The sequence below is a fragment of the Pseudomonas sp. OE 28.3 genome, from assembly GCF_014268205.2.
Lineage (GTDB): Bacteria > Pseudomonadota > Gammaproteobacteria > Pseudomonadales > Pseudomonadaceae > Aquipseudomonas > Aquipseudomonas edaphica.
The window spans coordinates 5,643,152-5,665,666 of record NZ_CP077082.1 but is presented as its reverse complement, the minus strand read 5'-3'; the positions used below and the strand labels follow the sequence as shown (position 1 = coordinate 5,665,666).

Annotated in this window: 28 protein-coding genes; 15 read left to right on the top strand and 13 right to left on the bottom strand. The window is 59.7% G+C overall.

Annotated features, from left to right (window positions below; genetic code table 11):
* Nucleotides 1-32: 32 nt before the first annotated feature.
* The gene (locus HU759_RS25460) at nt 33-1,256 is read left to right on the top strand and encodes an OprD family porin (RefSeq protein WP_186618060.1); all 1,224 of its coding nucleotides are present in this window, start codon (nt 33-35) and stop codon (nt 1,254-1,256) included.
* Between the two features lie 104 nt (nt 1,257-1,360).
* Nucleotides 1,361-1,978, top strand: coding sequence for an FKBP-type peptidyl-prolyl cis-trans isomerase (locus HU759_RS25455; protein ID WP_017137944.1), 618 nt, complete (start codon nt 1,361-1,363; stop codon nt 1,976-1,978).
* Nucleotides 1,979-2,169: 191 nt separating this feature from the next.
* Here HU759_RS25455 and HU759_RS25450 read toward each other — a convergent pair whose 3' ends face one another.
* The 3 genes from HU759_RS25450 to HU759_RS25440 all read right to left on the bottom strand — a co-directional run bounded on the left by HU759_RS25450 (nt 2,170) and on the right by HU759_RS25440 (nt 4,124).
* Nucleotides 2,170-2,427, bottom strand: a complete 258-nt coding sequence (locus HU759_RS25450; RefSeq protein ID WP_003194088.1) for a hypothetical protein — start codon at nt 2,425-2,427, stop codon at nt 2,170-2,172.
* Nucleotides 2,428-2,586: 159 nt separating this feature from the next.
* Nucleotides 2,587-2,928 (bottom strand): zinc ribbon domain-containing protein YjdM, encoded by a 342-nt coding sequence (locus HU759_RS25445; RefSeq protein WP_003230858.1) that lies wholly within the window; start codon nt 2,926-2,928, stop codon nt 2,587-2,589.
* Between the two features lie 227 nt (nt 2,929-3,155).
* Nucleotides 3,156-4,124 carry a polyprenyl synthetase family protein gene (locus tag HU759_RS25440; protein WP_099549439.1) on the bottom strand — a complete coding sequence of 323 codons (969 nt, stop codon included), beginning with the start codon at nt 4,122-4,124 and terminating at the stop codon, nt 3,156-3,158.
* 239 nt (nt 4,125-4,363) lie between these two features.
* Between HU759_RS25440 and rplU the strand changes: the two genes are divergently transcribed.
* The 7 genes from rplU to HU759_RS25405 all read left to right on the top strand — a co-directional run bounded on the left by rplU (nt 4,364) and on the right by HU759_RS25405 (nt 9,949).
* Complete coding sequence (gene rplU / locus HU759_RS25435; RefSeq protein WP_007950961.1) at nt 4,364-4,678, top strand: 50S ribosomal protein L21; 315 nt, start codon at nt 4,364-4,366, stop codon at nt 4,676-4,678.
* 34 nt (nt 4,679-4,712) lie between these two features.
* Nucleotides 4,713-4,970: a 50S ribosomal protein L27 gene (gene rpmA / locus HU759_RS25430; protein ID WP_003176049.1), complete on the top strand. Its 258-nt coding sequence runs from the start codon at nt 4,713-4,715 to the stop codon at nt 4,968-4,970.
* Nucleotides 4,971-5,163: 193 nt separating this feature from the next.
* Nucleotides 5,164-6,387: an Obg family GTPase CgtA gene (gene cgtA, locus HU759_RS25425; RefSeq protein ID WP_016976186.1), complete on the top strand. Its 1,224-nt coding sequence runs from the start codon at nt 5,164-5,166 to the stop codon at nt 6,385-6,387.
* A gap of 109 nt (nt 6,388-6,496) precedes the next feature.
* Nucleotides 6,497-7,615 carry a glutamate 5-kinase gene (gene proB, locus HU759_RS25420; RefSeq protein ID WP_026013771.1) on the top strand — a complete coding sequence of 373 codons (1,119 nt, stop codon included), beginning with the start codon at nt 6,497-6,499 and terminating at the stop codon, nt 7,613-7,615.
* Between the two features lie 16 nt (nt 7,616-7,631).
* Nucleotides 7,632-8,096 (top strand): CreA family protein, encoded by a 465-nt coding sequence (locus HU759_RS25415; protein WP_186618062.1) that lies wholly within the window; start codon nt 7,632-7,634, stop codon nt 8,094-8,096.
* Between the two features lie 101 nt (nt 8,097-8,197).
* Nucleotides 8,198-8,680, top strand: coding sequence for a glutathione peroxidase (locus tag HU759_RS25410; protein WP_017137939.1), 483 nt, complete (start codon nt 8,198-8,200; stop codon nt 8,678-8,680).
* 165 nt (nt 8,681-8,845) lie between these two features.
* Nucleotides 8,846-9,949 carry an NADH:flavin oxidoreductase gene (locus HU759_RS25405; RefSeq protein ID WP_017137938.1) on the top strand — a complete coding sequence of 368 codons (1,104 nt, stop codon included), beginning with the start codon at nt 8,846-8,848 and terminating at the stop codon, nt 9,947-9,949.
* Nucleotides 9,950-10,056: 107 nt separating this feature from the next.
* On the opposite strand, the gene HU759_RS25400 is transcribed toward HU759_RS25405, so the two are convergent.
* Together HU759_RS25400 and cysZ are read right to left on the bottom strand one after the other, a co-directional pair.
* Complete coding sequence (locus HU759_RS25400; RefSeq protein WP_186618083.1) at nt 10,057-11,235, bottom strand: glycosyltransferase family 1 protein; 1,179 nt, start codon at nt 11,233-11,235, stop codon at nt 10,057-10,059.
* 54 nt (nt 11,236-11,289) lie between these two features.
* A complete protein-coding gene (cysZ, locus tag HU759_RS25395; RefSeq protein WP_017137936.1) occupies nt 11,290-12,054 on the bottom strand; it encodes a sulfate transporter CysZ in 765 nt (254 codons plus the stop codon).
* A 292-nt stretch (nt 12,055-12,346) separates the two neighbouring features.
* On the opposite strand from cysZ, the gene trxB reads away from it, so the two are divergent.
* Nucleotides 12,347-13,309 carry a thioredoxin-disulfide reductase gene (gene trxB, locus HU759_RS25390; RefSeq protein WP_017137935.1) on the top strand — a complete coding sequence of 321 codons (963 nt, stop codon included), beginning with the start codon at nt 12,347-12,349 and terminating at the stop codon, nt 13,307-13,309.
* Between the two features lie 188 nt (nt 13,310-13,497).
* Here the strand turns inward: trxB and HU759_RS25385 are convergent, their stop codons facing one another.
* The 6 genes from HU759_RS25385 to HU759_RS25360 are packed head-to-tail and all read right to left on the bottom strand — an operon-like array spanning nt 13,498 to nt 16,422.
* Complete coding sequence (locus HU759_RS25385; protein ID WP_017135093.1) at nt 13,498-13,836, bottom strand: HopJ type III effector protein; 339 nt, start codon at nt 13,834-13,836, stop codon at nt 13,498-13,500.
* Nucleotides 13,829-14,125, bottom strand: coding sequence for a DUF1244 domain-containing protein (locus HU759_RS25380; protein WP_017135092.1), 297 nt, complete (start codon nt 14,123-14,125; stop codon nt 13,829-13,831). Before HU759_RS25380 ends, HU759_RS25385 begins: the two co-directional genes overlap by 8 nt.
* A 16-nt stretch (nt 14,126-14,141) precedes the next feature.
* Nucleotides 14,142-14,513: a dihydroneopterin triphosphate 2'-epimerase gene (folX, locus tag HU759_RS25375; protein WP_017135091.1), complete on the bottom strand. Its 372-nt coding sequence runs from the start codon at nt 14,511-14,513 to the stop codon at nt 14,142-14,144.
* 2 nt (nt 14,514-14,515) lie between these two features.
* On the bottom strand, nt 14,516-15,076 hold the full coding sequence (gene folE / locus HU759_RS25370) for a GTP cyclohydrolase I FolE (RefSeq protein ID WP_017135090.1): 561 nt from the start codon (nt 15,074-15,076) through the stop codon (nt 14,516-14,518).
* Between the two features lie 20 nt (nt 15,077-15,096).
* Nucleotides 15,097-15,807: a dihydromonapterin reductase gene (folM, locus tag HU759_RS25365; protein ID WP_099549443.1), complete on the bottom strand. Its 711-nt coding sequence runs from the start codon at nt 15,805-15,807 to the stop codon at nt 15,097-15,099.
* Nucleotides 15,808-15,864: 57 nt separating this feature from the next.
* Complete coding sequence (locus tag HU759_RS25360) at nt 15,865-16,422, bottom strand: antibiotic biosynthesis monooxygenase (RefSeq protein ID WP_099549444.1); 558 nt, start codon at nt 16,420-16,422, stop codon at nt 15,865-15,867.
* Between the two features lie 211 nt (nt 16,423-16,633).
* Here HU759_RS25360 and HU759_RS25355 point away from each other — a divergent pair, with 211 nt between their 5' ends.
* On the top strand, nt 16,634-17,593 hold the full coding sequence (locus HU759_RS25355; RefSeq protein WP_176992544.1) for a MerR family transcriptional regulator: 960 nt from the start codon (nt 16,634-16,636) through the stop codon (nt 17,591-17,593).
* Nucleotides 17,594-17,595: 2 nt separating this feature from the next.
* Here the strand turns inward: HU759_RS25355 and HU759_RS25350 are convergent, their stop codons facing one another.
* Both HU759_RS25350 and HU759_RS25345 read right to left on the bottom strand, forming a co-directional pair.
* Complete coding sequence (locus tag HU759_RS25350) at nt 17,596-18,201, bottom strand: hypothetical protein (RefSeq protein ID WP_017135086.1); 606 nt, start codon at nt 18,199-18,201, stop codon at nt 17,596-17,598.
* Nucleotides 18,202-18,259: 58 nt separating this feature from the next.
* The gene (locus HU759_RS25345; RefSeq protein WP_017135085.1) at nt 18,260-18,727 is read right to left on the bottom strand and encodes a PAS domain-containing protein; all 468 of its coding nucleotides are present in this window, start codon (nt 18,725-18,727) and stop codon (nt 18,260-18,262) included.
* A gap of 129 nt (nt 18,728-18,856) precedes the next feature.
* Here HU759_RS25345 and HU759_RS25340 point away from each other — a divergent pair, with 129 nt between their 5' ends.
* The 4 genes from HU759_RS25340 (at nt 18,857) to HU759_RS25325 (ending at nt 22,358) form a co-directional block, all read left to right on the top strand.
* On the top strand, nt 18,857-19,312 hold the full coding sequence (locus tag HU759_RS25340) for a flavodoxin (RefSeq protein ID WP_099549446.1): 456 nt from the start codon (nt 18,857-18,859) through the stop codon (nt 19,310-19,312).
* A 276-nt stretch (nt 19,313-19,588) separates the two neighbouring features.
* On the top strand, nt 19,589-20,371 hold the full coding sequence (locus tag HU759_RS25335) for a class II aldolase/adducin family protein (protein WP_017135082.1): 783 nt from the start codon (nt 19,589-19,591) through the stop codon (nt 20,369-20,371).
* Nucleotides 20,371-21,273, top strand: coding sequence for an alpha/beta hydrolase (locus HU759_RS25330; RefSeq protein ID WP_176992546.1), 903 nt, complete (start codon nt 20,371-20,373; stop codon nt 21,271-21,273). Before HU759_RS25335 ends, HU759_RS25330 begins: the two co-directional genes overlap by 1 nt.
* 173 nt (nt 21,274-21,446) lie before the next feature.
* The gene (locus tag HU759_RS25325; protein ID WP_017135080.1) at nt 21,447-22,358 is read left to right on the top strand and encodes an SDR family oxidoreductase; all 912 of its coding nucleotides are present in this window, start codon (nt 21,447-21,449) and stop codon (nt 22,356-22,358) included.
* Nucleotides 22,359-22,515: the final 157 nt, after the last annotated feature.

The following is a 22,515-nucleotide window of genomic DNA, read 5'->3' as shown; positions in this document are numbered from 1 at the left end:
AAAAACGACAATAAGGCATAGAGGAAACAGCGATGCATAAACTTTTCAATCAGGGAAAATTGGCCTCGGCGTGCCTGCTGGCAGGTGTGTCGCCTGTACTCCTGGCCCAGGGGTTCTGGGAGGATTCAAAGGCTCGCCTGACCTTGCGTAATTTCTACTTCAACGACGATTACCGCGACGGCGGCGAGGATCGCAAAGAGTGGGCACAAGGTTTTTTACTCAACCTGCAGTCAGGCTATACCGAAGGCACGCTAGGGTTTGGTCTGGACGCGTTGGGGTTGGCGGGGCTGCGGCTCGACTCCAGCCCTACTCACGCCGGCACGGGTTTATTGCCGGTGCATGACGATGGCCATGCCGCCAGTGAATTCTCCAGCCTGGGCGTCACCGCAAAGATGCGCTGGGGCGATGCCGTGGTGAAAACCGGCACCTTGCTGCCGAAGATTCCAGTGCTGGTGCATAACGATGGACGCCTGCTGCCGCAGACTTTTCAAGGCACTCAGGTGGAGTACAGTGGAATTCGCAACCTGTACCTGCATGCCGGGCACCTGGATAAATTCAAGCAGCGAAACTCCACCGACAGCGTGGCTATTTATCCCCAGGGCTACAGCGGCAAACAGGGCAGTGATTTCGATTTTGCCGGCGCCTCTTATGCCTTCACGCCGCAGCTCAGTGGCACTTGGTATTACGGCGAAATGCGTGAGTTCTATCGTCAGCAGTTTTTTGGCCTTGTGCATAAACAGCCGGTGGGTAACGGCACGCTGACCAGTGATTTGCGTTATTTCATCAGCAGCGATGCGGGTGAGGCGCGCAACGGCAAAGTGGACAGCGACATGTTCAGCGGGTTGTTCACCTATCGCCTGGGCGCACAGGCGCTGGGCGTCGGTTATCAGAAGGTCAACGGCGACACTGCGCTGCCTTATGCCAGTGTATCGACGGTGTATTCCTTCACTAACGCCGGTGTAGGCAAGTTCATCCAGGCCGGTGAGCAAACCTGGATGCTGCGCTACGACTATGATTTTGAAGCCGTGCTGCCGGGCCTGAGTTTCATGACCCGCTATTACAAAGGGCAGAACGGTGATTACAGAGGGCGTGAGGCGCGGGAGTGGGAGTCGGACACTAACCTGCGCTATGTCATCCAGGACAGTACCTTCAAAGGCTTGGGCGTGGAGTTGCGCAAAGCGACCTATCGTTCCACCTACGCCAGCGACCGCGATAACTATCGGCTTTATCTGACCTACGACCTGGCCCTTTGGTAGTGGGGCAGGGGGCTGATCAGAGGCGGGTCTTGTGTGCTAGTCTGCGGGCCCTTTTAGTTTTGGATGGCGCGGGAAACCGTGCTGTCCTACAGCGGAGCCTCTTCATGTCCGAAGTTAATCTGTCCACCGACGAAACCCGCGTCAGCTACGGTATCGGCCGTCAGTTGGGCGACCAACTGCGCGACAACCCGCCACCGGGCGTGAGCATCGACGCCATCCTGGCCGGCCTGACCGACGCGTTCGACGGCAAAGCAAGCCGCGTTGACCAAGAGCAAATGGCGGCGAGCTTCAAAGTGATCCGTGAAATCATGCAAGCCGAAGCGGCTGCCAAGGCAGAAGCAGCTGCTGGTGCTGGTCTGGCGTTCCTGGCTGAAAACGCCAAGCGTGATGGCATCACCACCCTGGCTTCCGGCCTGCAATTTGAAGTGCTGACTGCAGGTGACGGCGCCAAGCCGACCCGTGAAGACCAAGTGCGTACTCACTACCACGGCACCCTGATCGACGGCACTGTGTTCGACAGCTCCTACGAGCGCGGCCAGCCTGCAGAATTCCCGGTTGGCGGCGTGATCGCCGGCTGGACCGAAGCCCTGCAACTGATGAATGCCGGCAGCAAATGGCGTCTGTACGTGCCGAGCGAACTGGCTTACGGCGCTCAAGGCGTTGGCAGCATTCCGCCGCACAGCGTTCTGGTGTTCGACGTTGAGTTGCTCGACGTTCTGTAAGACCTGTTGATGGTTGCGCCGGGTCCTATGTGGGAGCCGGGATTGATGTGGCGAGCAAGCTTGCTTGCGCTGGGGTGCGAAGCGCCCCTAAAGGCCTGCGACTGCTGCGCAGCCGAGCGGGAGCAAGCTCCCTCGCCACAACAAATCCGGCTCCCACATAGAGCCGGTGCATTCAGGTTTTGCGCGGTGGTTCATGGATGGAACTTGCCATTGAGCTCTGTCGCCGGGCGCAACGCTCGGGCATAGCAGAACAGAAACAGATTACGCACCACCTCCTTCAGCACCCCAGGCTCACTGGAACTCAGGCCGTTGACGTCCAGGTCGCCTTGATCCTGCAGTTCATTCAGCGCTTCTTCTTCCAGCACCGCACAGACTTCGCCGGTTTCCCGATGCAGGATCCGCAGGTATGGGTGTGGGCGGTCCAGCCAGGCATCTATCAAATAAGTCATGGTCGTTCTCCTTGATGGGTTTCAATGAGAATAATTCTTATTCGTGGAATAGCAAGTGCCTATTGGCGGTTTCCTGGTTTTTCTGTGTGGATGTTGAGGCAGGTCAGCGCAGAGGGCAAAACGCCATCCCGCGGCTGGCGCGGGATGGATGCAGCAGGTTCAGACTTTGCGCACGAACTCGGACTTGAGTTTCATCGGGCCGATACCGTCGATCTTGCAATCGATATCGTGATCGCCGTCGCACAGGCGGATGTTCTTGACCTTGGTGCCGACCTTGACCACCAGGGACGTGCCCTTGACCTTGAGGTCCTTGATCACGGTGATGGTGTCGCCGTCTTGCAGGACATTGCCCACAGAGTCTTTCTTCACGGTTTCGTCGCCCGCCACTTCGGCCTCGCCATTGGCGGACCACTCATGGGCGCATTCCGGGCAGATCAGCTGGGCGCCGTCTTCGTAGGTGTACTCGGAATTGCATTTCGGGCAGGGTGGCAACGTGCTCACTAAAGCTCCTTGAAAGTCAGGATGGCTAAAAGTCGCACATTATATAGGGTTTATTGCAGGTTGGGGTGGGCGCCTCGGAACCTTGTGGGAGCCGGGCTTGCCCGCGATGCAGGCACCGCGGTGTGTCAGTGATACCGAGGTGATGCTATCGCAGGCAAGCCAGCTCCCACGCAAGCCAGCTCCCACGCAAGCCAGCTCCCACACAAGCCTGCGCTCGCAGATATTGCTCAGTGCGTGCGGGCTACCGCAAACTCACTCAGCTCAACCAGGGCATCCCGGTACTCGCTGGGTGGCAGGGCTTCCAGGCACTGGATGGCACGGGCCGCATAGTCACGCGCCAACTGCGCGGTGTACTCCAGGGAACCCGAGGCTTCTACCGCTGCACGGATAGCTTCGAGGTCTTCAATCCCGCCTTTCTGGATCGCCTTGCGCACCAGAGCGGCCTGTTCCGGCGTGCCTTCGCGCATGGTGTAGATCAACGGCAAGGTCGGCTTGCCCTCGGCCAGGTCGTCACCGACGTTCTTGCCCAGGGTTTCGGCGTCGCCACGGTAGTCGAGCAGGTCGTCCACCAGTTGGAACGCCACGCCCAGGTGATCACCAAAGGTGCGCAGGGCTTCGGCCTGTTCGGTCGTTGCGCCACACAGGACGGCGGCGCTGTGGGTCGAGGCTTCGAAGAGCATCGCGGTTTTGCCGCGAATCACTTCCATGTAGGTTTCTTCAGTGGTGCTGGCGTCGCGGACCTTGGACAGCTGCAGTACTTCGCCTTCGGCGATGATGCGCGTGGCTTGTGAAAGAATCTTCATCACCGGCATCGAGCCCAGTTCGACCATCATTTCAAACGAGCGCGAATACAGGAAGTCGCCCACCAATACGCTGGGGGCATTGCCCCACATCGCATTGGCCGTCTCGCGGCCACGGCGCATGCCGGACATGTCGACCACGTCGTCATGCAGCAGGGTCGCGGTGTGCAGGAATTCGATGGTCGCGGCCAGCAGGCGCAGGTCATCGCCTTCGCGGCCCAGAGCCTTGCCACACAGCAACACTAATAAAGGTCGCAGGCGTTTACCGCCCGCCGACGTAATGTAGTCGCCAATTTTGGAGACCAGCGGCACTTTAGACGTGAGCTGCTGCTTGATGATGCCGTCGACGGCGCTAAAATCGTCCGCGACCGCGCGGTAGAAAGCTTGGGGTTGCATCAGCGACAGTCGCTCCAGAAGGGTTGCGCGGCATGCTAGGACCCTGACCCGGCAGTGTCAAGGCGCGATAGACGGCCCCTTGCATCACCCATTTACCTTGCGTACAATCGCGCACCCTGAACTTCCTGGGCAGCACCTGCCTTACGCAATTGCATTCGGGACGTCCATCCCATGCAGCCATGCCAGCCAATACCTTTTCTTATAAAGCGCTGGGTGAGCAGGATTATCGGAGAAATACCATGTCGTACGCAGTAATTGTTACTGGTGGCAAGCAATACAAGGTCGCCCCAGGTGAATACCTGAAGATCGAAAAACTGGAAGTCGCTACTGGCGAATCCGTTACCTTTGATCGCGTTCTGTTGGTCGCTAATGGCGATGACGTGAACATCGGCGCTCCAGTTGTTGCTGGCGCTACCGTTGTGGCTGAAGTGATCTCCCAAGGTCGTCACGATAAAGTCCGCATCATCAAGTTCCGTCGTCGTAAGCACCACATGAAGCGTATGGGCCACCGCCAGTGGTACACCGAGATCAAAATCACCGGTATTCAGGCTTAATTTCAGCCTAATTCCTCACTAGGAGAATTGACTCATGGCACACAAAAAAGCTGGTGGTAGTACCCGTAACGGTCGCGACTCAGAAGCCAAACGCCTTGGCGTTAAGATGTATGGCGGCCAGAAAATCATTCCGGGCAACATCATCGTGCGTCAGCGCGGCACCCAATTCCACGCCGGTTACGGTGTTGGCATGGGTAAAGATCACACCCTCTTCGCTAAAATCGAAGGCGTGATCAAGTTTGAAGTAAAAGGCGCGTTCAACCGCCGTTACGTGAGCGTTGTCGCCGCTTAATTGCGCGATCGCTGGAAAAGCCCTGTCTCGCGACGGGGCTTTTTCGTTTGTGGAGTGAGTCTCTTGCAAAGCTGTTTGTGATGGGCTCAGGCGCTGGATGTGCGGTCGTTTTCTGAGGTCGCTGCGCTCATTTTTGCAAGAGTCTTATGTCTTGGTTTCTTAAGCTCGTCCGTGCGACGAGAGGCGTTTTGTTATGAAGTTCGTTGATGAAGTTTCCATCCGAGTAAAAGCAGGCGACGGCGGTAACGGTTGCATGAGTTTCCGTCGCGAAAAATTCATCGAAAACGGTGGTCCAAACGGCGGTGACGGCGGTGACGGCGGTTCCATCTACATGATGGCCGACGAAAACCTCAACACCCTGGTCGACTACCGTTACACCCGGCACTTCGATGCCGAGCGTGGCTCCAACGGTGGCAGCACCGACTGCACCGGTAAAAAAGGCGAAGACCTGGTACTGCGCGTACCGGTCGGCACCACGATCATCGACTCCGCGACCCAGGAAGTGATTGGCGACCTGACCAAGGCCGGCCAGAAGCTGATGGTTGTGCAGGGCGGCTGGCACGGTCTGGGTAACACCCGATTCAAGTCCAGTACCAACCGCGCGCCACGCCAGACCACGCCGGGCAAGCCGGGCGAGCAGCGTGACCTGAAGCTGGAGATGAAAGTACTGGCGGACGTGGGCCTGTTGGGCTTGCCGAACGCCGGTAAAAGTACCTTCATCCGCTCGGTCTCGGCCGCCAAGCCGAAAGTCGCCGACTACCCGTTCACCACCCTGGTGCCAAACCTGGGCGTGGTCAGCGTAGACCGTTGGAAAAGCTTCGTGATCGCCGACATTCCTGGCTTGATCGAAGGTGCTTCCGACGGTGCAGGCCTTGGGATTCGCTTCCTCAAGCACTTGTCGCGCACCCGTTTGCTGCTGCACCTCGTCGACATGGCGCCGCTGGATGACACCAGCGCACCGGACGCCGCCGAAGTGATCGTCAGCGAGCTGACCAAGTTCAGCCCGGCCCTGGCCGAGCGTGACCGCTGGCTGGTACTGAACAAGTGCGACCAGATCCTCGAAGAAGAGCACGAAGAACGCGTCAAGGAGATCGTTGATCGCCTGGAGTGGGAAGGCCCGGTCTACGTGATCTCGGCCATCGCCAAAGAAGGCACCGAGCGCCTGACCCGCGACATCATGCGCTACCTCGAAGACCGCGCCGACCGCCTGGCGGCCGACCCGGTATTCAAGGCAGAACTGGCAGAACTCGACCAGCAGATCGAAGACGAAGCCCGCGCCCAGTTGCAAGCTCTGGACGACCAGCGTGCCCTGCGCCGCAGCGGCGTGAAGTCGGTCCATGACATCGGCGACGACGATTGGGACGAAGAAGACGTGGATGATGAAGACGGTCCGGAAATCATTTACGTGCGCGACTGATAGGTTGCGATAAACTCAAACGCCGCTCCCAGGAGCGGCGTTTTGGTATCCGGGTATAACGTTATGGGCCGCGCTGGGTCGCGGGGCCCTCAATCTAAGGTTGAAGATGATGCGGAGCAAAGTGACAGGTGCGCAGCGCTGGGTCGTAAAGATCGGAAGTGCGCTGCTGACGGCGGATGGCAAAGGTCTGGATCGCGCAGCGATGAGCGTCTGGGTCGAGCAGATGGTGGCCTTGCATGAGGCCGGTGTCGAGTTGGTGTTGGTCTCGTCCGGGGCCGTTGCCGCCGGGATGAGCCGCCTCGGCTGGACCGCGCGACCCAGCGCGATGCACGAACTGCAAGCCGCCGCCGCCATCGGCCAGATGGGCCTGGTGCAAGCCTGGGAGTCCAGCTTTGCCGAGCACGGCCGCCACACGGCGCAGATCCTGCTGACCCACGACGACCTGTCCGACCGCAAGCGTTACCTCAATGCTCGCAGCACCCTGCGCGCACTGGTTGAGCTCAAGGTCATCCCGGTAATCAACGAGAACGACACGGTGGTCACCGACGAAATCCGCTTCGGTGATAACGACACCCTGGCCGCGCTGGTCGCCAACCTGGTGGAAGCCGACCTGCTGGTGATCCTCACCGACCGCGACGGCATGTTTGACGCTGACCCGCGTAACAACCCCGACGCCCAGCTTATCTACGAAGCCCGCGCCGATGACCCGGCGCTCGACGCCGTGGCCGGCAGTGTAGGCGGTGCATTGGGCCGTGGCGGCATGCAGACCAAACTGCGTGCGGCGCGGCTGGCCGCACGTTCCGGCGCGCACACCATCATCGTCGGTGGGCGCCTGGAGCGTGTGCTGGATCGCCTCAAGGCCGGTGAGCGCATCGGTACGCTGCTGTCGCCGGAACGCGGCATGCTGGCGGCGCGCAAACAATGGCTGGCCGGTCATCTGCAAACCCGTGGCACGCTGGTTCTGGACGACGGTGCTGTGTCAGCCTTGTCCCAGGGCAACAAGAGCCTGCTGCCGGTCGGCGTCAAGTTGGTGCAGGGCAGCTTCCGCCGTGGCGAGATGGTGGTGTGTGTGGCGCCCGATGGTCGCGAGATCGCCCGTGGCCTGGCCAACTACAGCGCCCTTGAAGCACAGAAGATTATTGGACAATCGTCCGACGCGATTGTCGGACTCTTGGGTTACATGGCCGAACCGGAACTGGTTCACCGCGATAACCTGATCCTGGTCTGAATAAAGGAAATACACGATGCGTGTCATGAAAGGATTACTCGGCCTGCTGCTGGCCATGCCGTTGCTGGCCTCGGCCGAAGAAATCGGCCAGGTGTCGACGGTGTTCAAGTTTGTCGGCCCCAACGACCGTATTGTGGTCGAGGCGTTTGATGACCCCAAGGTCGACGGCGTGACCTGCTACCTGTCGCGTGCCAAGACCGGCGGCGTCAAAGGCGGCCTGGGCCTGGCCGAAGACCGCGCTGAAGCGTCGATTGCCTGCCGTCAGGTTGGCCCGATTCACTTCAAGGGCGATCTCAAGGATGGCGACGAAGTGTTCAAGGAGCGCACCTCGCTGGTGTTCAAGACCATGCAGGTGGTGCGCTTCCTCGACAAGAAGCGCAATACCTTGGTGTACCTGGTCTACAGCGACCGTCTGATCGAAGGCAGCCCGCAGAATGCGGTCACCGCGATTCCGATTTTGCCCTGGCCGACCGCGCAGTAACCGGCGGGCGAGTTTTTCAATCGGCGTCTATGATTGCAGGCTTGTGGTCTGTAATCTCGAACAGCCGCAACGCGAAGAACATGGGATATCTGGAGTTCGTCATGAGTGCTTTCCACGACCTGAAACTCAAAGCTTTGGACGGACAAGAGCTGCCGCTGGCGCCTTTCAAGGGGCAAGTGGTGCTGGTGGTCAACGTGGCCTCCAAATGTGGTTTGACCCCGCAATACGCCGCCCTGGAAAACCTTTACCAGCAGTATAAGGGCCAAGGATTTACCGTGCTCGGCCTGCCGTGCAACCAGTTTGCAGGCCAGGAACCGGGCTCCGAGGAAGAAATCCAGGCGTTCTGCAGCCTGAACTACGGCGTGACCTTTCCGTTGGGCAGCAAGCTTGACGTCAATGGTCACGATCGCCATCAGCTGTATCGCTTGTTGGCGGGCGAGGGCGCTGAGTTTCCTGGGGATATCACCTGGAATTTCGAGAAGTTCCTGCTCGGCAAGGATGGGCGAGTACTGGCGCGATTCTCGCCGCGCACGGCGCCGGATGATCCGACGATCGTACAGGCCATCGAAAAAGCCCTGAGCTGAATCGTTCCTGCACTGTGGCGAGGGAGCTTGCTCCCGCTGGGCTGCGCAGCAGCCCTAAACCCTCATCACTTTTACCCCTTAATCACCCAGATCAATAGTGCTACCCAGCACGCTGCGCGGCCCATATTATCCACATCATAAATCCCTCTTATGTGGAGTGCTCCCATGCCCGTCCAGGCTTTGTTCAAACCTTTCCAGCTCGGTGCACTGCAACTGTCCACCCGTGTGGTCATGGCGCCGATGACGCGTTCGTTCTCGCCGGGTGGCGTACCCAATTCCAAAGTCATCGAGTACTACCGCCGCCGCGCCGCTGCGGGCGTGGGCCTGATCATCACCGAAGGCACGGTGGTCGGCCATCAGGCCTCCAATGGCTACCCGAACGTCCCGCACTTTTATGGTGAGGCCGCGTTGGCCGGCTGGAAGAAAGTGGTGGACGCGGTACACGCCGAAGGCGGCAAGATCGTCCCGCAGCTGTGGCACGTGGGCAGCGTGCGCCGTATCGGCACCGAGCCTGACGCCAGCGTGCCGGCCTACGGCCCGATGGAGAAACTCAAGGACGGCAACGTCGTCGTCCATGGCATGACCCAACAAGACATCAAGGACGTGATCAACGCCTTCGCCCAGGCCGCCAAGGATGCCCAGCGCATCGGCATGGATGGCGTGGAGATCCACGGCGCCCACGGCTATCTGGTCGATCAGTTCTTCTGGGAGGGCAGCAACCAGCGCACTGACGAATACGGCGGCAGCCTGGCCAACCGTTCGCGTTTTGCCATTGAATTGATCCAGGCCACCCGCGCCGCCGTCGGCCCGGACTTCCCGATCATCTTGCGCTTCTCTCAATGGAAGCAGCAGGACTACACCGCACGCCTGGTGCAAACCCCCGAGGCGCTGGGTGAGTTTCTTAAGCCGTTATCCGACGCCGGTGTGGACATTTTCCACTGCTCCACGCGTCGGTTCTGGGAACCGGAATTCGAAGGCTCCGACCTCAACCTGGCCGGCTGGACCCGCCAGCTCACCGGCAAGCCGACCATCACTGTCGGTAGTGTGGGTCTGGACGGCGAGTTCCTGCAGTTCATGGTCAACACCGACAAGGTCGCCCAACCGGCCAGCCTGGAAAAGCTGCTGGAACGTCTGAACAACGACGAGTTTGATCTGGTCGCGGTGGGCCGTGCCCTGCTGGTGGACCCGGATTGGGCCGTGAAGGTGCGCGAAGGTCGTGAGGGCGACATTCTGCCGTTCAGTCGTGAGGCGTTAACCAGCCTGGTGTAGCGTCTGCTCCGACGCCATCGCGGGCAAGCCCGGCTCCCACAGGAAAATGCGTTCCAATGTGGGAGCCGGGCTTGCCCGCGATAGCGATCTAACGGCCAACACAGGCATCAGATCAACCGCGACTGCCCTGCAATCACTGTCCGCTCGCCGCACACCCCGCGCAATTGGCGCTCAAACTGTTCGATAATCGCCGGCCAGCCCTGGCGGCTCGCATGCTGACGAGCATTCAAGCGCATGCGGCGCAAACTCTCCGCATCTTCCAGCAGCCAATTGGCAGCGTCACAAAACGCGCCCTCATCCCCTGGCATCGCCAGCACGCCGTTGTAGCCATGGCGAATATGCTGGGTGGCGGCCGCCTGGTCGTAAGCCACCACACCCAGGCCGGAGGCCATGGCTTCCAGCACCACATTGCCGAAAGTTTCGGTCAGGCTGGGGAACAGGAACACATCGCCGGACGCGTAATGCCGTGCCAGTTCTTCGCCGCGCAAGGTGCCGCAGAACACCGCCTCGGGCAGTTCCTTTTCCAGCGTCGCCCGTTGCGGGCCGTCGCCGACGATGATCAGTTTCATCTGGCGCAGTGGGTAGGTGTCCTGCAAGGTTTCAAAGCAGCGCTTGAGCAGCCCCAGGTTTTTTTCCTGTGCCAGTCGGCCTACATGCAGTACGGCGATTTGATCGTTATTCAGCGCCCAGCTTTCACGCAACGCGTTATCGCGTTTGGCGGGGTGGAACAACTGGCTGTCGACGCCGCGTGACAACATGCCCAGGCGCTCGAAGTGGCGACGTTCCAACTCCAGGCGCTGGCTCGCGCTGGGCACCAGGGTCAGGGTCGAGCGGTTGTGAAACCAGCGCAAGTAATGGGTCACCATGCGGCTGAGCAGGCTCAAGCCATATTGATTGGAGTACTGCTGGAAGTTGGTGTGAAACCCGCTGACCACGCTGATCCCCAGGCGCCGCGCCGCACGTAGCGCCGACAGCCCCAGCGGCCCCTCAGTGGCGATGTACAGCACGTCCGGGCGCTGGCGTGTCCAGCGCCGCAGCAACTTGTGCATCGACGACTGGCCCCATTGCAGCCCCGGGTACCCCGGCAGTGGCCAGCCGCGACACAGCAGCAACCCATCGTCGCTGGGCCGGCTTTGATCGATGCCCTGGCGGGGGCGCACCAACTCGACCTGATGGCCGCGCGCGCGCAAACCCTCGCACAGGCGGCCAAGGGTATTGGCCACCCCATTGATCTCCGGCGGGAAGGTTTCGGTAATCAGGGTGATGTGGAGCGAGGCTGTCGTCATGACCCACAGTGTCACCGTGGGCCATGTCGTCATTGTGACTCTATGATGATGGATTTATGACTTGGCTATCGCCTGCCGTGCCATCGCCTCGGCCCCTTGCTCACGCACCCAGAACAGCGTAGCCCCGGCCACGGCCGCCGGCATCATCAGCAGGTTGACCACCGGCACCAGCAGCACCAGATAAACAATGCCGCCAAAACTCATGCTTTGCCAGCGCTTCTGGCGCAGCCAGGCGAGCATTTCGTTCCAGCCCAGCTTGTGGTTGTCCGCCGGGTAGTCGATGTACTGGATCGCCATCATCCACACGCCGAACAGCAGCCACAGCGGCGCGGCGATCAGGTTGACCACCGGAATGAACGACAGGATAAACAGGCCGATGGCCCGTGGCAGGAAGTAACCCAGTTTGCGCATTTCCCGCGCCAGGGTGCGCGGGACCATGGCCATCAACTCGCCCCAGCTGAAGGCCGGGAAGTCATCGGTGCCGCGCACCACCACCTCCACTTTCTCCGAGAGAAAACCGTTAAACGGCGCAGCGATGATATTGGCGAGCATGGTGAAGGTGAAAAACACCATCAACACCACCAGCACCACAAACAAGGGCCACAGGATGTAGCTGAGGAAACTCAGCCAGCCAGGCAGCGTCGGCATCAAAGTGTCGACCCACAGGCTGAACTGATGGCCGGCGAAATAGATCAAGCCGACGAACAGCACCAGGTTGATCGCCAACGGCAGCAGCACAAACAGGCGCAGGCCAGGGCTCAACACCAGTTTGAGGCCTTCACGCAGGTATTGCGGGCCAGAAAGAGCAGGGGCAGGCATGGAGAACTCCGAGCAAGAAGACGAACGCGCCGACCTTACCGGCTTTGCTTCTTCGGCGAAAGCGGCGACATCAGCGGTAACATCTAGGCAACCAGGGTGTCGATTAATCGCGGCGACTGCATAGAGACCACCTATGAGCTGGATTGTTATTCCGTATTTCCTTAATCTTGCCCCCCTCTATACGCTGCACCCATTATTTTCAGGGCCTGCGAGTTCAAGCCTTCCCCAAGTGCTTCGCGGTCCTTTTTTATTCCAGCTGCCTTGTGGTCCGGGCGGTCGATAGGAGTGAGTCATGTCTGATACCCGTCATTCGCGAGTGATTATTCTCGGTTCCGGCCCTGCCGGTTACAGCGCTGCCGTCTACGCTGCCCGGGCCAACCTCAAGCCGCTGCTGATTACCGGCATGCAGGCAGGTGGTCAGTTGACCACCACCACGGAAGTCGACAACTGGCCGGGCGACGTCCACGGCCTGACCGGCCCGGTGCTGATGGAGCGTATGAAAGAGCACGCTGAGCGCTTTGAAACCGAGATCGTGTTCGACCACATCAACCAAGTCGACTTCTCGAAAAAGCCTTACAGCCTGACCGGCGACAGCGGTGTCTATACCTGTGACGCGCTGATCATCGCTACCGGCGCCAGCGCCCGTTACCTGGGCCTGCCATCGGAAGAAGCGTTCATGGGCAAAGGCGTCTCCGCCTGCGCGACCTGCGACGGTTTCTTCTACCGCAACAAGCCGGTCGCTGTGGTCGGTGGCGGCAACACCGCCGTGGAAGAAGCGCTGTACCTGGCCAACATTGCCAGCACCGTGACCCTGGTTCACCGCCGCGAGACCTTCCGCGCGGAGAAGATCCTGATCGACAAACTGCACGCCCGTGTGGCTGAAGGCAAGATCATCCTCAAGCTCAACGCCACCCTGGATGAAGTCCTGGGCGACAACATGGGCGTGACCGGTGCTCGCCTGAAAAACAACGACGGCAGCTTCGACGAGCTGAAAGTCGACGGCGTGTTCATCGCCATCGGCCACACCCCGAACACCTCGCTGTTCGAAGGCGTTCTCGAAGCCAAAGATGGCTACCTGGTTGTGCAAGGCGGCCGTGAAGGCAACGCCACTGCGACCAACATCGAAGGCATCTTTGCCGCCGGTGACGTGGCTGACCACGTGTACCGCCAGGCCATCACCTCGGCCGGCGCCGGTTGCATGGCGGCCTTGGACGCTGAGCGTTACCTCGACGGTTTGAAGGACGCTGCGTTCTAAACCCGTTGAAATGAAAAAACCGGCTGAGAGGCCGGTTTTTTTATGCGCACGATTCAAGCCGCACCACAGTGCTGATGTGCCAACCCGATTCAATGTGGGAGCTGGCTTGCCTGCGATAGCGGTGGTGGCTGACACACCGCTATCGCAGGCAAGCCAGCTCCCACCTTAAACCGGGGTGGCAGATTAGATCAGCGGCGGGTCAGGGGCTGTGCGGTGAACTTCACGCCGGCCAAACCATGCGCAATCAACGCGCGGATATTGCCGTGATCACTGCCCTCCGGCGTTGCCACCACCGAACGGTAATGCTCACCAAACGCCAGCAACGCTTCCTGGTCGCTCAAGCCTTCCAGCAACGCCAAGCCCAAGGTCTTGCATGAACCTTCGTTCTGACCAGCAGCATTTTCTACGCCGCCATTGGTAAAAGCCTGCGGCTGGTAGTCGTAACCGGCAGCTACAAAAGCCAGGGTGTCGGCAAAAACATGTTCGCCGCTGTTGAGGCTGGCGCGCAGGGTGTTCAGATCAGTCATGGGGTTTTCCTTTGGCGAACGCCGCCTGTTGGTCGGCGCTGGCTTCTTGCTGGTATTGGGCTTTCCACTCGGCATACGGCATGCCGTACACCACTTCGCGGGCGTCATCGAGGCTCAGCTCGATGTGGCGCTCGTCGGCCTCGGCCTTGTACCACTTGGATAAGCAGTTGCGGCAAAAGCCCGAGAGGTTCATCAGGTCGATGTTCTGTACATCCTTGCGGCTGTCCAGGTGGGCCACCAACCGGCGGAAGGCGGCGGCTTCGAGTTCGAGGCGTTGTTGATCGTTCATAAGGCTCACTTAACTATCAGCGGCTGGCTGCGAGGGTTATCGACACCGACTCGGCAAAGCGCAGCGCATGGGGCTTGTCCACTTCGACTTCGGCGTACAGCACGGACTCATTGCTCATCACCAGGTCCAGCAACTCTTGCGTCAGGCGTTCGAGCAGCGCAAAGCGATTGCCTTCGACGTGGGCAATAATCGCCTTGGTAATGGTGCGGTAATTCAGCGCGTGGTCGATGTCATTGTCGCGCACGGCTTCCTGGGCGGCATACAGGATAGTCAGGTTGATCAGCACGTCCTGCTTGTTGTTGATCTCATCTTCATTGATGCCAATAAAGGTGCGCAGGCACAGGTCCTTGACCCGGATGCGCGCCATGCCTGGTTGAAGTTGTGGCATTGCTACTTGCTCCGTCCGATCAGTTGCAGGAACTCCATACGCGTGGTGTTCGACTCGCGGAACGCGCCGAGCATCACTGAGGTGTTCATGGTTGAATTCTGTTTTTCCACGCCGCGCATCATCATGCACATGTGCTTGGCTTCAATTACCACCGCCACGCCTGCGGCTTGGGTGACCTGCTGGATAGCGTCGGCGATCTGCCGCGTGAGGTTTTCCTGGATCTGCAGGCGCCGCGCGTACATGTCGACAATGCGCGCCAGCTTCGACAGGCCCAGCACCTTGCCGGTCGGTATATAGGCCACATGGGCCTTGCCGATAAAGGGCAGCAAATGGTGTTCGCACAGCGAATACAACTCGATGTCCTTGAGGATCACCATCTCGTCGTTATCGGAGGCGAACAATGCGCCGTTGACGATGGTTTCCAGGTCCTGCTCATAGCCATGACACAGGTACTGCATGGCCTTGGCGGCGCGCTTGGGGGTGTCGAGCAAGCCTTCGCGCTCCGGGTCTTCGCCCAGGCCTTTGAGGATCTCGCGGTAGTGTTGGGGCAGGGACAAGGTCATACAACATCCTCACAAACGGCTTACTTGATATGCCGCCCGCCGTTGACGGTCAGGGTGGTTCCGGTGACATACGGGTTGTCCAGCAGGTAACGCACACTCTGGTAGATCACCGCAGGCCCAGGCTCGATGCCCAGCGCTGACTTGGCCAGCACCTTGGCGCGGTACGCTGCATCATCGCCCGCGTTGAACATCACCATCGCCGGCGCGATGCCGTTGACCTTGATCAGCGGCGCAAACTGCGCAGCGAACGAAAGTGTAAGGCTGTCGAGGCCGGCTTTTGTGGCGCAGTAGGCGATGTGCTGACGGCTGCCCTTGCGCACCACGTCATCGCTGATGTGCACGATATCGGCGGGTGTCGAGCGTTGCAGCAAAGGTGAACAATGCAGGTTGATCAGATACGGCGCAAGCATGTGCACACTGAACATGTCGGTAAAGGCGCGGCTTTCGTCGCCAGGTGTTTCGGCAACCCACGCCGACGCGTTGTGGATGATCGCACGCAGGCTGTCGGTATGGGTTTTCAGTTCGGCGATAAAGGCCAGAATCCCGGCCTCAGTGGAGAAGTCGGCAAACACGCCGAGCGCGCCACGCGCGCGCAAGGCCTCAACGCCTGGGCGTTCGCTGCGGTAGCTGAAAATCACCGCGTGGCCTTCGTCGAGCAGGCGCTCGGCACAATAAAGGCCGACACGCTGGCCGGCACCGGTGATCAGGATCGGGGCGTTGGTTACCGTCATGGGAGGCTCGAGTCGCTGGCAGGTTGAAACTATACCAGCGACCGGCCACGCCTGTACTCAAGCAGCGGCTTGGGTAGCCTTGGGCGTTGGTGTTGGATGCAACCAGCTCGCGAGCAGATGGGTCGATAGAGGAATAAAGAAGTAAACCATCAGCGGCGTGAGTGCCAGGGTACTGACCAGCACACGCGGGAACATGTCCAACTCGCTGAGCAGCGGCCCCAGGCCGAAGTTGAACAGCAGCGACACCGGGAAAAATGCCAGCCAGATCGCCACCGCCTGTTTCCAGCGCGGTGGTCGTGCACCCACGGCACCGAACCAGCCATCGATGCCACTGACGCGATGCTCGGACGGGTCGGCAAACAGTTCGCTGCCACGGCTTAGCCAGGCGCTGCGCGAGGCGGAGAACTCCCAGGCATGCAGGGTTTTTTCATCGGCGAAGCGGAAGATGATCTGAAACTCATCATCATTGGGCGGCGGCGCAAGCACGCCGGAACCCAGGTAGCCGGGGAAGTCAGTGGCCAATTGCTCGCCTTCGCGCAGCCAGGCCATCAATTCTTCATAGCGCCCTTTGGCCACGCGGCGCGCAACCATCAAGGTGACGGGAGAGGTAGACATTGTGTATCTCCAAGTAATCAGGTGCGCCAAGCCGGGTAGGTGGCGCACTAAGGTGGCGGTCGGGTAAGACCATCACCAAAAAGCAGGCAAGGATTATTCCTGTTTTGAAGAAATACGCCAGCGGCAGTGGTCCGAAAAGTAACGGCCTTGAAAAGGACAGGTAGAAAGGCGTTAAATGGGACCCCAAATAACGTTGGCTTTTTGGCTCAAAATGCCCGTGATTAATGTGCCCATTGATAGCATTTCGCAACTGGAATCAACCGTCTCAGATGAGCTGTTTCCGATCCGTGAAGTGTCAAGACTGACAGGTGTGAACCCGGTCACACTGCGAGCCTGGGAGCGGCGGTATGGCCTGATCCAGCCAACGCGCACCGAAAGCGGGCATCGGCTCTACTCCAGCGCCGATATTGTGACCGTCAATCGTATTCTCGACTGGATTGAACGCGGCGTGGCCGTGAGCAAGGTCGGTAAGATCCTCGCCCGTGACGATCAGCAGGCTGAGACCATTCGTGCCGAGGGCGATAAGGTCGACGAGAGTGAGTGGTCACAGTGGCGGCTGCGGTTGCTGCAGGCGGTCAAAGCCTTTGACGATCGCCAATTGGAAAGCCTGTACGGTCAGGTTTTCGCGACTTACCCGCTGAACGTTGCGTTCCAGGACATCCTGATGCCCCTCTGGAGCGATCTGATGCGCCACCAGGGGCATTTTGGCCAGGCCAGTGAATGGCTTTTTTACGACACCTTCCTGCGCATGCGTACCTTTGAGCGCTTGCAGCTTGCCAGTGCCCCACTCGCGCCGCGGGTGTTGCTGGCGGCCATGCCTGGCGAATGCCGTAAATTGGAACTGCTGGTAGCGGCGCTGATGCTCAGTCACGAAGACACGCCGGTGAAAGTGCTGGGCATGGGCCAGCCCTTTGATGAACTGACATTGGTGTGTGAAAAGATCCGGCCCAAGGCGCTGGTGATTTTCTCCAACCATTGGCATAACCATGATCTGGCAGCGCGCCTGAACCGTCTGGCGTTGACCCTGGATTGCCCACTGTTCCTGGCCGGTGCCGCTGCGGACCTGGCCGAGGGTGATCTGGCCGGTTCGTCTATCGGCTGCCTGGGCAGCGAAGGGCGCCAGATGCAGAGCCGCTTGCAGCAGTTTCTTGCAGGCCAGTTGGATAGTTGATTTCAGGCGTGTACGTGCGGATGGACCAACCGGTGCTGATGCAGGATGAACTGGCGTAACCGTTCGATCTCATTCGCGTCACTCTGGCTCAGGCGATAAGCGAACAGACCCCGCGCGGTTTCCCGTTCCAGCGTGCCGCGCAAGGCAATACGCTCGTAACCGGACGGGCTGAACCACAGGGAAAAGGTTTTCGGCGGTTTGACCCGACCGCGAATTTCCACCAGTACGCCCTTGAATGACACCTCATGCACCCATAGCGCGGCAGGGTTGCCCCTGACGTTTTCCATCGCCACGGGGGCTTCAAGCGCCAGGCGCCATGGACGGATCATTGGCCCATCTTCAAAAATGCTCGGCACGCCCAAGCGCAGATGCACCGCATGAAACTCGTCTTCCACCAAATGCAGCGGGAAGGTCAGTTGCTGGTTGTCGAACTGTGCCTGGATGGTGACGTGGTCGTGAGCGGCCAGGCGCGTGAGCAAATCGCGAATCTGCGCACCGCCATTAACGGTCAGGCTCGACCAGGCATCCCGCAGGTTGAGTTGCGGGTTGTGCTGCATGTCCTGGATAAAATCCAGCTCGTCCTGCGTCAATAGCGCGTCGCGTTGCATTGATGTAGCTCAAGGGTGAGGCATTAAAAAGCCATTATCGCTCTAAAGACCGCATTTTTTACACTTTGTTAATTCCGCTCGTCGCCTTGAGTGCCGCCAGCTCATCTTTAAGCTCGGCCACTTGGGCTTCCAACTGAGCGATGCGTTGCTGCGCTTTCACCTGAACCGTAACGTCTTTTTGCACACCGACAAAATACGTTTGCTTGTCGGCCTTGTTGTAAACCGTGGAAAGCGACAGCTCATTCCAGAAGTGCGTGCCGTCCTTGCGGTAATTGCGCAGTATCTCCCGGCAGGCGCCACCGCTGTCGAGGGCTTCACGAATGGCCATCAGCGCCGGTTGGTCACGGTCACCCGCCTGCAGGAAGCGGCAATCCTGATACAGGATGTCGTCCAGGGTGTAACCGGTCAAACGCTCGAACGCCGGGTTCACGTAGATCAGCGGCTTGTCCTGGCCTTCACGTTCGGCGACGACGATACCGTCGTTAGAAGCGTTGATCACCAGTTGCATCAGGTTGGCGTTGATCATTGAGCAATCCATCGCATGTTTTTAAAGCCTGAATTCTATGGCAACTTTTGAATGTTGCACGGTGTGCACTGAAATATTTGTGTCAGCTGCTAATATCCCACGCTTTCGCTCAACTACAGGATCAGATTGATGAAAGTCGCCATCCTTTCCGGCTCGGTCTACGGCACAGCTGAAGAAGTCGCCCGCCACGCAGCCGGTATCCTCAACGCCGCCGGTTTTGAAGCCTGGCATAACCCACGCGCCACCTTGGCCGACGTGCAAGCCTTTGCCCCCGAGGCATTCCTGGCGGTCACATCGACCACCGGCATGGGTGAACTTCCCGACAACCTGCAACCGCTGTATTCGACCATTCGTGACCAACTGCCAGCCGCCTGGCGCGACCTGCCCGGTGCGGTGATCGGCCTGGGCGACGCCAGCTATGGCGACACGTTCTGCGGTGGCGGCGAGCAAATGCGCGAACTGTTCGCCGAACTGGGCGTACGCGAAGTGCTGCCGATGCTGCGCCTGGACGCCAGCGAAAGCGTGACCCCGGAAGCCGACGCCGAGCCTTGGCTGGCCGAATTGGTCACGGCACTGCGCGCTTGACCGGGAATTCACGCAGCAAGGCCCGCCACGCCAGATAAAGGCAATGCCCCAGCGCAAGCTGATGCCGGTGTTCTGGCTCGTGCTGACGGGCTTGCTCAACCTGTTCGCCGTGCCTTTATTGGCGGCACTTCTCTGACACCGTTTGTACTATTCTCATGACTGACTCGCTCAGTCATCAAGCTGGCTGCCAAGGCAACTCCTTGCGTCATCGCGCCTGACTAGACTGGCTCCTCATCCAGAAAAATAATAAGAACGCGAACCAAGGAGGTTGTTGCCGTGAGCCTAGCCCCTGTTCTATCGCCACAGAATGTCAAAGACCAGGTCAGCGCTGCCGAATGGCAGACCCGCGTCGACCTCGCGGCCTGCTATCGCCTGGTGGCGCTGCATGGCTGGGACGACCTGATCTTCACGCATATTTCCGCCAAGGTGCCGGGTACCGATGATTTCCTGATCAACCCCTATGGCTTGATGTTTCATGAGATAACGGCGTCGAGCCTGGTCAAGGTTGATCAGGCCGGCAACAAGCTGATGGACAGCCCTTACGAGATCAACCCCGCCGGCTACACCATCCACAGTGCCATCCATGAAGTGCGCCACGACGTGGTCTGTGTGCTGCACACCCACACCGCCGCGGGCGTTGCGGTGTCGGCGCAGAAGCAGGGCGTGCTGCCGATCAGCCAGCAATCCACCTTTGTCTTGTCCAGCCTGGCCTATCACGCCTATGAAGGCGTGGCGCTCAACCCTGAAGAAAAAGCCCGCTTACAGGCGGACCTGGGCGACAACAATTTCCTCATGCTGCACAACCACGGTCTGTTGACCTGCGCTGGTTCGATCGCTGACACGTTTTTAATGATGTTCACCTTCCAGCGCGCTTGCGACATCCAGGTGCTGGCGCAAAACGGCGGCGCCGAATTAATTGCCATTGAGCCGCAGATTCTGGCGGGTGCCAAGGCGATGGTGGCGGTTGTCACAAAGAGCGCGCAAGGTATGGGTGGTGCACTGGCGTGGCCGGCGCTGTTGCGTAAATTGGACCTGCAAGATCCCGGGTATAAAAGCTGATGCCACTCGCCGAGATACCGCTCAGAGCCTGGCGCAAACGTGGCCAGGAATTTCTCTTCCGTGGCCACATGATCCGTTACTGGGTGGCGGGGCAGGGCGAGCCGTTGCTATTGATTCATGGCTTTCCCACCGCCAGTTGGGACTGGCACTACCTGTGGCAGCCCCTGGCCCAGCGTAACTTGGTGATCGCCTGCGACATGCTTGGGTTTGGCGATTCGGCCAAGCCGCTGAACCACGATTATTGCCTGCTGGAGCAGGCGGACCTGCAACAGGCGCTGCTCGAACACCTGCGTGTGGAGCGGCCGGTGCATGTGTTGGCCCATGACTATGGCGACAGCGTGGCCCAGGAATTACTGGCGCGCCATTACGACGGCCGCTTCCTGATGGCCAGCTGCGTGTTCCTCAATGGTGGGCTGTTTCCCGAGACCCATCGCCCGGCATTGGTGCAGAAACTCTTGCTCAGCCCACTCGGCTGGATGATCGGCCGTGCCTTTGGGCGCAACGCTTTGTCGAACAGTTTCAGCCAGATTTTCGGCCCGAACACGCGGCCCAGTGAAAGTGCACTGGATGACTTCTGGAGCTTGATCAACTGCAATGACGGCCCGCGTATCCTGCATAAGTTGATTGCCTACATTCCCCAGCGCCGCCGTCTGCGTGAACGCTGGGTGGCGGCGATGCAACGCAATGAAGTGCCGCTGCGGGTAATCGACGGCGAAGTCGATCCCATTTCCGGTGCGCATATGGTGGAGCGTTATCGCCAGTTGGTGCCCAATGCCGACTCGGTATTACTGACCAATATCGGCCACTACCCGCAGATCGAAGCGCCGGTGCTGGTGCTCAAGCATTATTTGGCGTTTCGCGAACGTATCGGTCAGCCGGCGCCGCGAGTGGCCTACTCCTGAGGCCAATCCCGGGCTGCTGCGCAGCCCAGCGGGAGCAAGCTCCCTCGCCACAACAGCCGGTTGATCATCGCGCTGTCTTATTGAGCACCATTCAGCCTCGGCCGTGTTTATTGTGACCAAAGGCTGCGTGCGTGACACTCAACCCATTGCCAATGTCGCCAACGGAGTTCGGTATGAGTGAGTCAGTGCAGTTCCAGGATAAGGTCGTGATCGTCACCGGTGCCGGCGGCGGGCTGGGCCGTGCCCATGCGCTGCTGTTTGCCAGGCACGGGGCCAAAGTGCTGGTCAACGACCTCGGCGGCTCGACCCAGGGCGAAGGCGCGAATGCCTCGGCCGCCGACCGTGTAGTGGCGGAGATTCGCGAGGCGGGCGGTACTGCCGAGGCCAACCATGACTCCGTAACCGAGGGGGACAAGATCGTCCAGCACGCACTCGACGTGTTCGGCCGTGTCGACGTGGTGGTCAACAACGCCGGCATCCTGCGCGACAAGACCTTCCACAAAATGGACGACAGTGACTGGGACCTGGTGTACCGCGTGCATGTCGAAGGTGCCTACAAAGTTACCCGCGCCGCCTGGCCGCACATGCGCGAGCAGGGTTATGGCCGCGTGATCTTTACCGCGTCCACCTCGGGCATCTATGGCAACTTCGGCCAGTCCAACTACGGCATGGCCAAGCTGGGCCTCTACGGTTTGACCCGCACCCTGGCGCTGGAAGGGCGCAAGAACAACATCCTGGTCAATGCCATCGCCCCCACCGGCGGCACGCGCATGACCGAAGGCCTGATCCCGCCGCAGGTGTTCGAACGCCTCAAGCCGGAACTGGTCAGCCCGTTGGTGGTGTACCTGGGCAGCGAGGCGTGCCAGGACACCTCGGGCTTGTTTGAAGTCGGCGGCGGCTGGATCGGCAAAACCCGCTGGGAGCGCAGCCTGGGCGTGGGGTTTGACCCTGAGGCCGGGTTCTCACCCGACGATGTGGCGGCGCACTGGGCGCAGATCTGCGACTTCGAAGGCGCTGCGCACCCCAAGGACAACATCGAAGCGTTGAAAGAGATGATGGCCAATTTGCAGAAGTTCAGCCTCTGATCGTTGCTTGAACACAGTTGAATAAAACGGGGCGCTAAAGGCGCCCCGTTTTATTTTGGGTATAAAAAAGGCCGCTGCAAACGCAGCGGCCGAAGTAAGACGTTGGATCAAGGAGCGACAAATCAACGTCAGTGAACAGCGGTAATAGATTGAAACA

What these genes read in the sequence shown, in the direction of transcription:
- trxB (WP_017137935.1), top strand. Translation starts at nt 12,347, where the DNA reads ATGTCTGATACCCGTCATTCGCGAGTGATTATTCTCGGTTCCGGCCCT.
- HU759_RS25405 (WP_017137938.1), top strand. Translation starts at nt 8,846, where the DNA reads ATGCCCGTCCAGGCTTTGTTCAAACCTTTCCAGCTCGGTGCACTGCAA.
- HU759_RS25340 (WP_099549446.1), top strand. Translation starts at nt 18,857, where the DNA reads ATGAAAGTCGCCATCCTTTCCGGCTCGGTCTACGGCACAGCTGAAGAA.
- HU759_RS25440 (WP_099549439.1), bottom strand. Translation starts at nt 4,124, where the DNA reads ATGCAACCCCAAGCTTTCTACCGCGCGGTCGCGGACGATTTTAGCGCC.
- rpmA (WP_003176049.1), top strand. Translation starts at nt 4,713, where the DNA reads ATGGCACACAAAAAAGCTGGTGGTAGTACCCGTAACGGTCGCGACTCA.
- HU759_RS25460 (WP_186618060.1), top strand. Translation starts at nt 33, where the DNA reads ATGCATAAACTTTTCAATCAGGGAAAATTGGCCTCGGCGTGCCTGCTG.
- folE (WP_017135090.1), bottom strand. Translation starts at nt 15,076, where the DNA reads ATGACCTTGTCCCTGCCCCAACACTACCGCGAGATCCTCAAAGGCCTG.
- proB (WP_026013771.1), top strand. Translation starts at nt 6,497, where the DNA reads ATGCGGAGCAAAGTGACAGGTGCGCAGCGCTGGGTCGTAAAGATCGGA.
- HU759_RS25345 (WP_017135085.1), bottom strand. Translation starts at nt 18,727, where the DNA reads ATGATCAACGCCAACCTGATGCAACTGGTGATCAACGCTTCTAACGAC.
- cysZ (WP_017137936.1), bottom strand. Translation starts at nt 12,054, where the DNA reads ATGCCTGCCCCTGCTCTTTCTGGCCCGCAATACCTGCGTGAAGGCCTC.
- HU759_RS25360 (WP_099549444.1), bottom strand. Translation starts at nt 16,422, where the DNA reads ATGTCTACCTCTCCCGTCACCTTGATGGTTGCGCGCCGCGTGGCCAAA.
- HU759_RS25400 (WP_186618083.1), bottom strand. Translation starts at nt 11,235, where the DNA reads ATGACGACAGCCTCGCTCCACATCACCCTGATTACCGAAACCTTCCCG.
- HU759_RS25385 (WP_017135093.1), bottom strand. Translation starts at nt 13,836, where the DNA reads ATGACTGATCTGAACACCCTGCGCGCCAGCCTCAACAGCGGCGAACAT.
- HU759_RS25415 (WP_186618062.1), top strand. Translation starts at nt 7,632, where the DNA reads ATGCGTGTCATGAAAGGATTACTCGGCCTGCTGCTGGCCATGCCGTTG.
- HU759_RS25350 (WP_017135086.1), bottom strand. Translation starts at nt 18,201, where the DNA reads ATGCAACGCGACGCGCTATTGACGCAGGACGAGCTGGATTTTATCCAG.
- HU759_RS25410 (WP_017137939.1), top strand. Translation starts at nt 8,198, where the DNA reads ATGAGTGCTTTCCACGACCTGAAACTCAAAGCTTTGGACGGACAAGAG.
- HU759_RS25325 (WP_017135080.1), top strand. Translation starts at nt 21,447, where the DNA reads ATGAGTGAGTCAGTGCAGTTCCAGGATAAGGTCGTGATCGTCACCGGT.
- folM (WP_099549443.1), bottom strand. Translation starts at nt 15,807, where the DNA reads ATGACGGTAACCAACGCCCCGATCCTGATCACCGGTGCCGGCCAGCGT.
- HU759_RS25455 (WP_017137944.1), top strand. Translation starts at nt 1,361, where the DNA reads ATGTCCGAAGTTAATCTGTCCACCGACGAAACCCGCGTCAGCTACGGT.
- HU759_RS25355 (WP_176992544.1), top strand. Translation starts at nt 16,634, where the DNA reads ATGCCCGTGATTAATGTGCCCATTGATAGCATTTCGCAACTGGAATCA.
- HU759_RS25330 (WP_176992546.1), top strand. Translation starts at nt 20,371, where the DNA reads ATGCCACTCGCCGAGATACCGCTCAGAGCCTGGCGCAAACGTGGCCAG.
- cgtA (WP_016976186.1), top strand. Translation starts at nt 5,164, where the DNA reads ATGAAGTTCGTTGATGAAGTTTCCATCCGAGTAAAAGCAGGCGACGGC.
- folX (WP_017135091.1), bottom strand. Translation starts at nt 14,513, where the DNA reads ATGCCACAACTTCAACCAGGCATGGCGCGCATCCGGGTCAAGGACCTG.
- rplU (WP_007950961.1), top strand. Translation starts at nt 4,364, where the DNA reads ATGTCGTACGCAGTAATTGTTACTGGTGGCAAGCAATACAAGGTCGCC.
- HU759_RS25450 (WP_003194088.1), bottom strand. Translation starts at nt 2,427, where the DNA reads ATGACTTATTTGATAGATGCCTGGCTGGACCGCCCACACCCATACCTG.
- HU759_RS25380 (WP_017135092.1), bottom strand. Translation starts at nt 14,125, where the DNA reads ATGAACGATCAACAACGCCTCGAACTCGAAGCCGCCGCCTTCCGCCGG.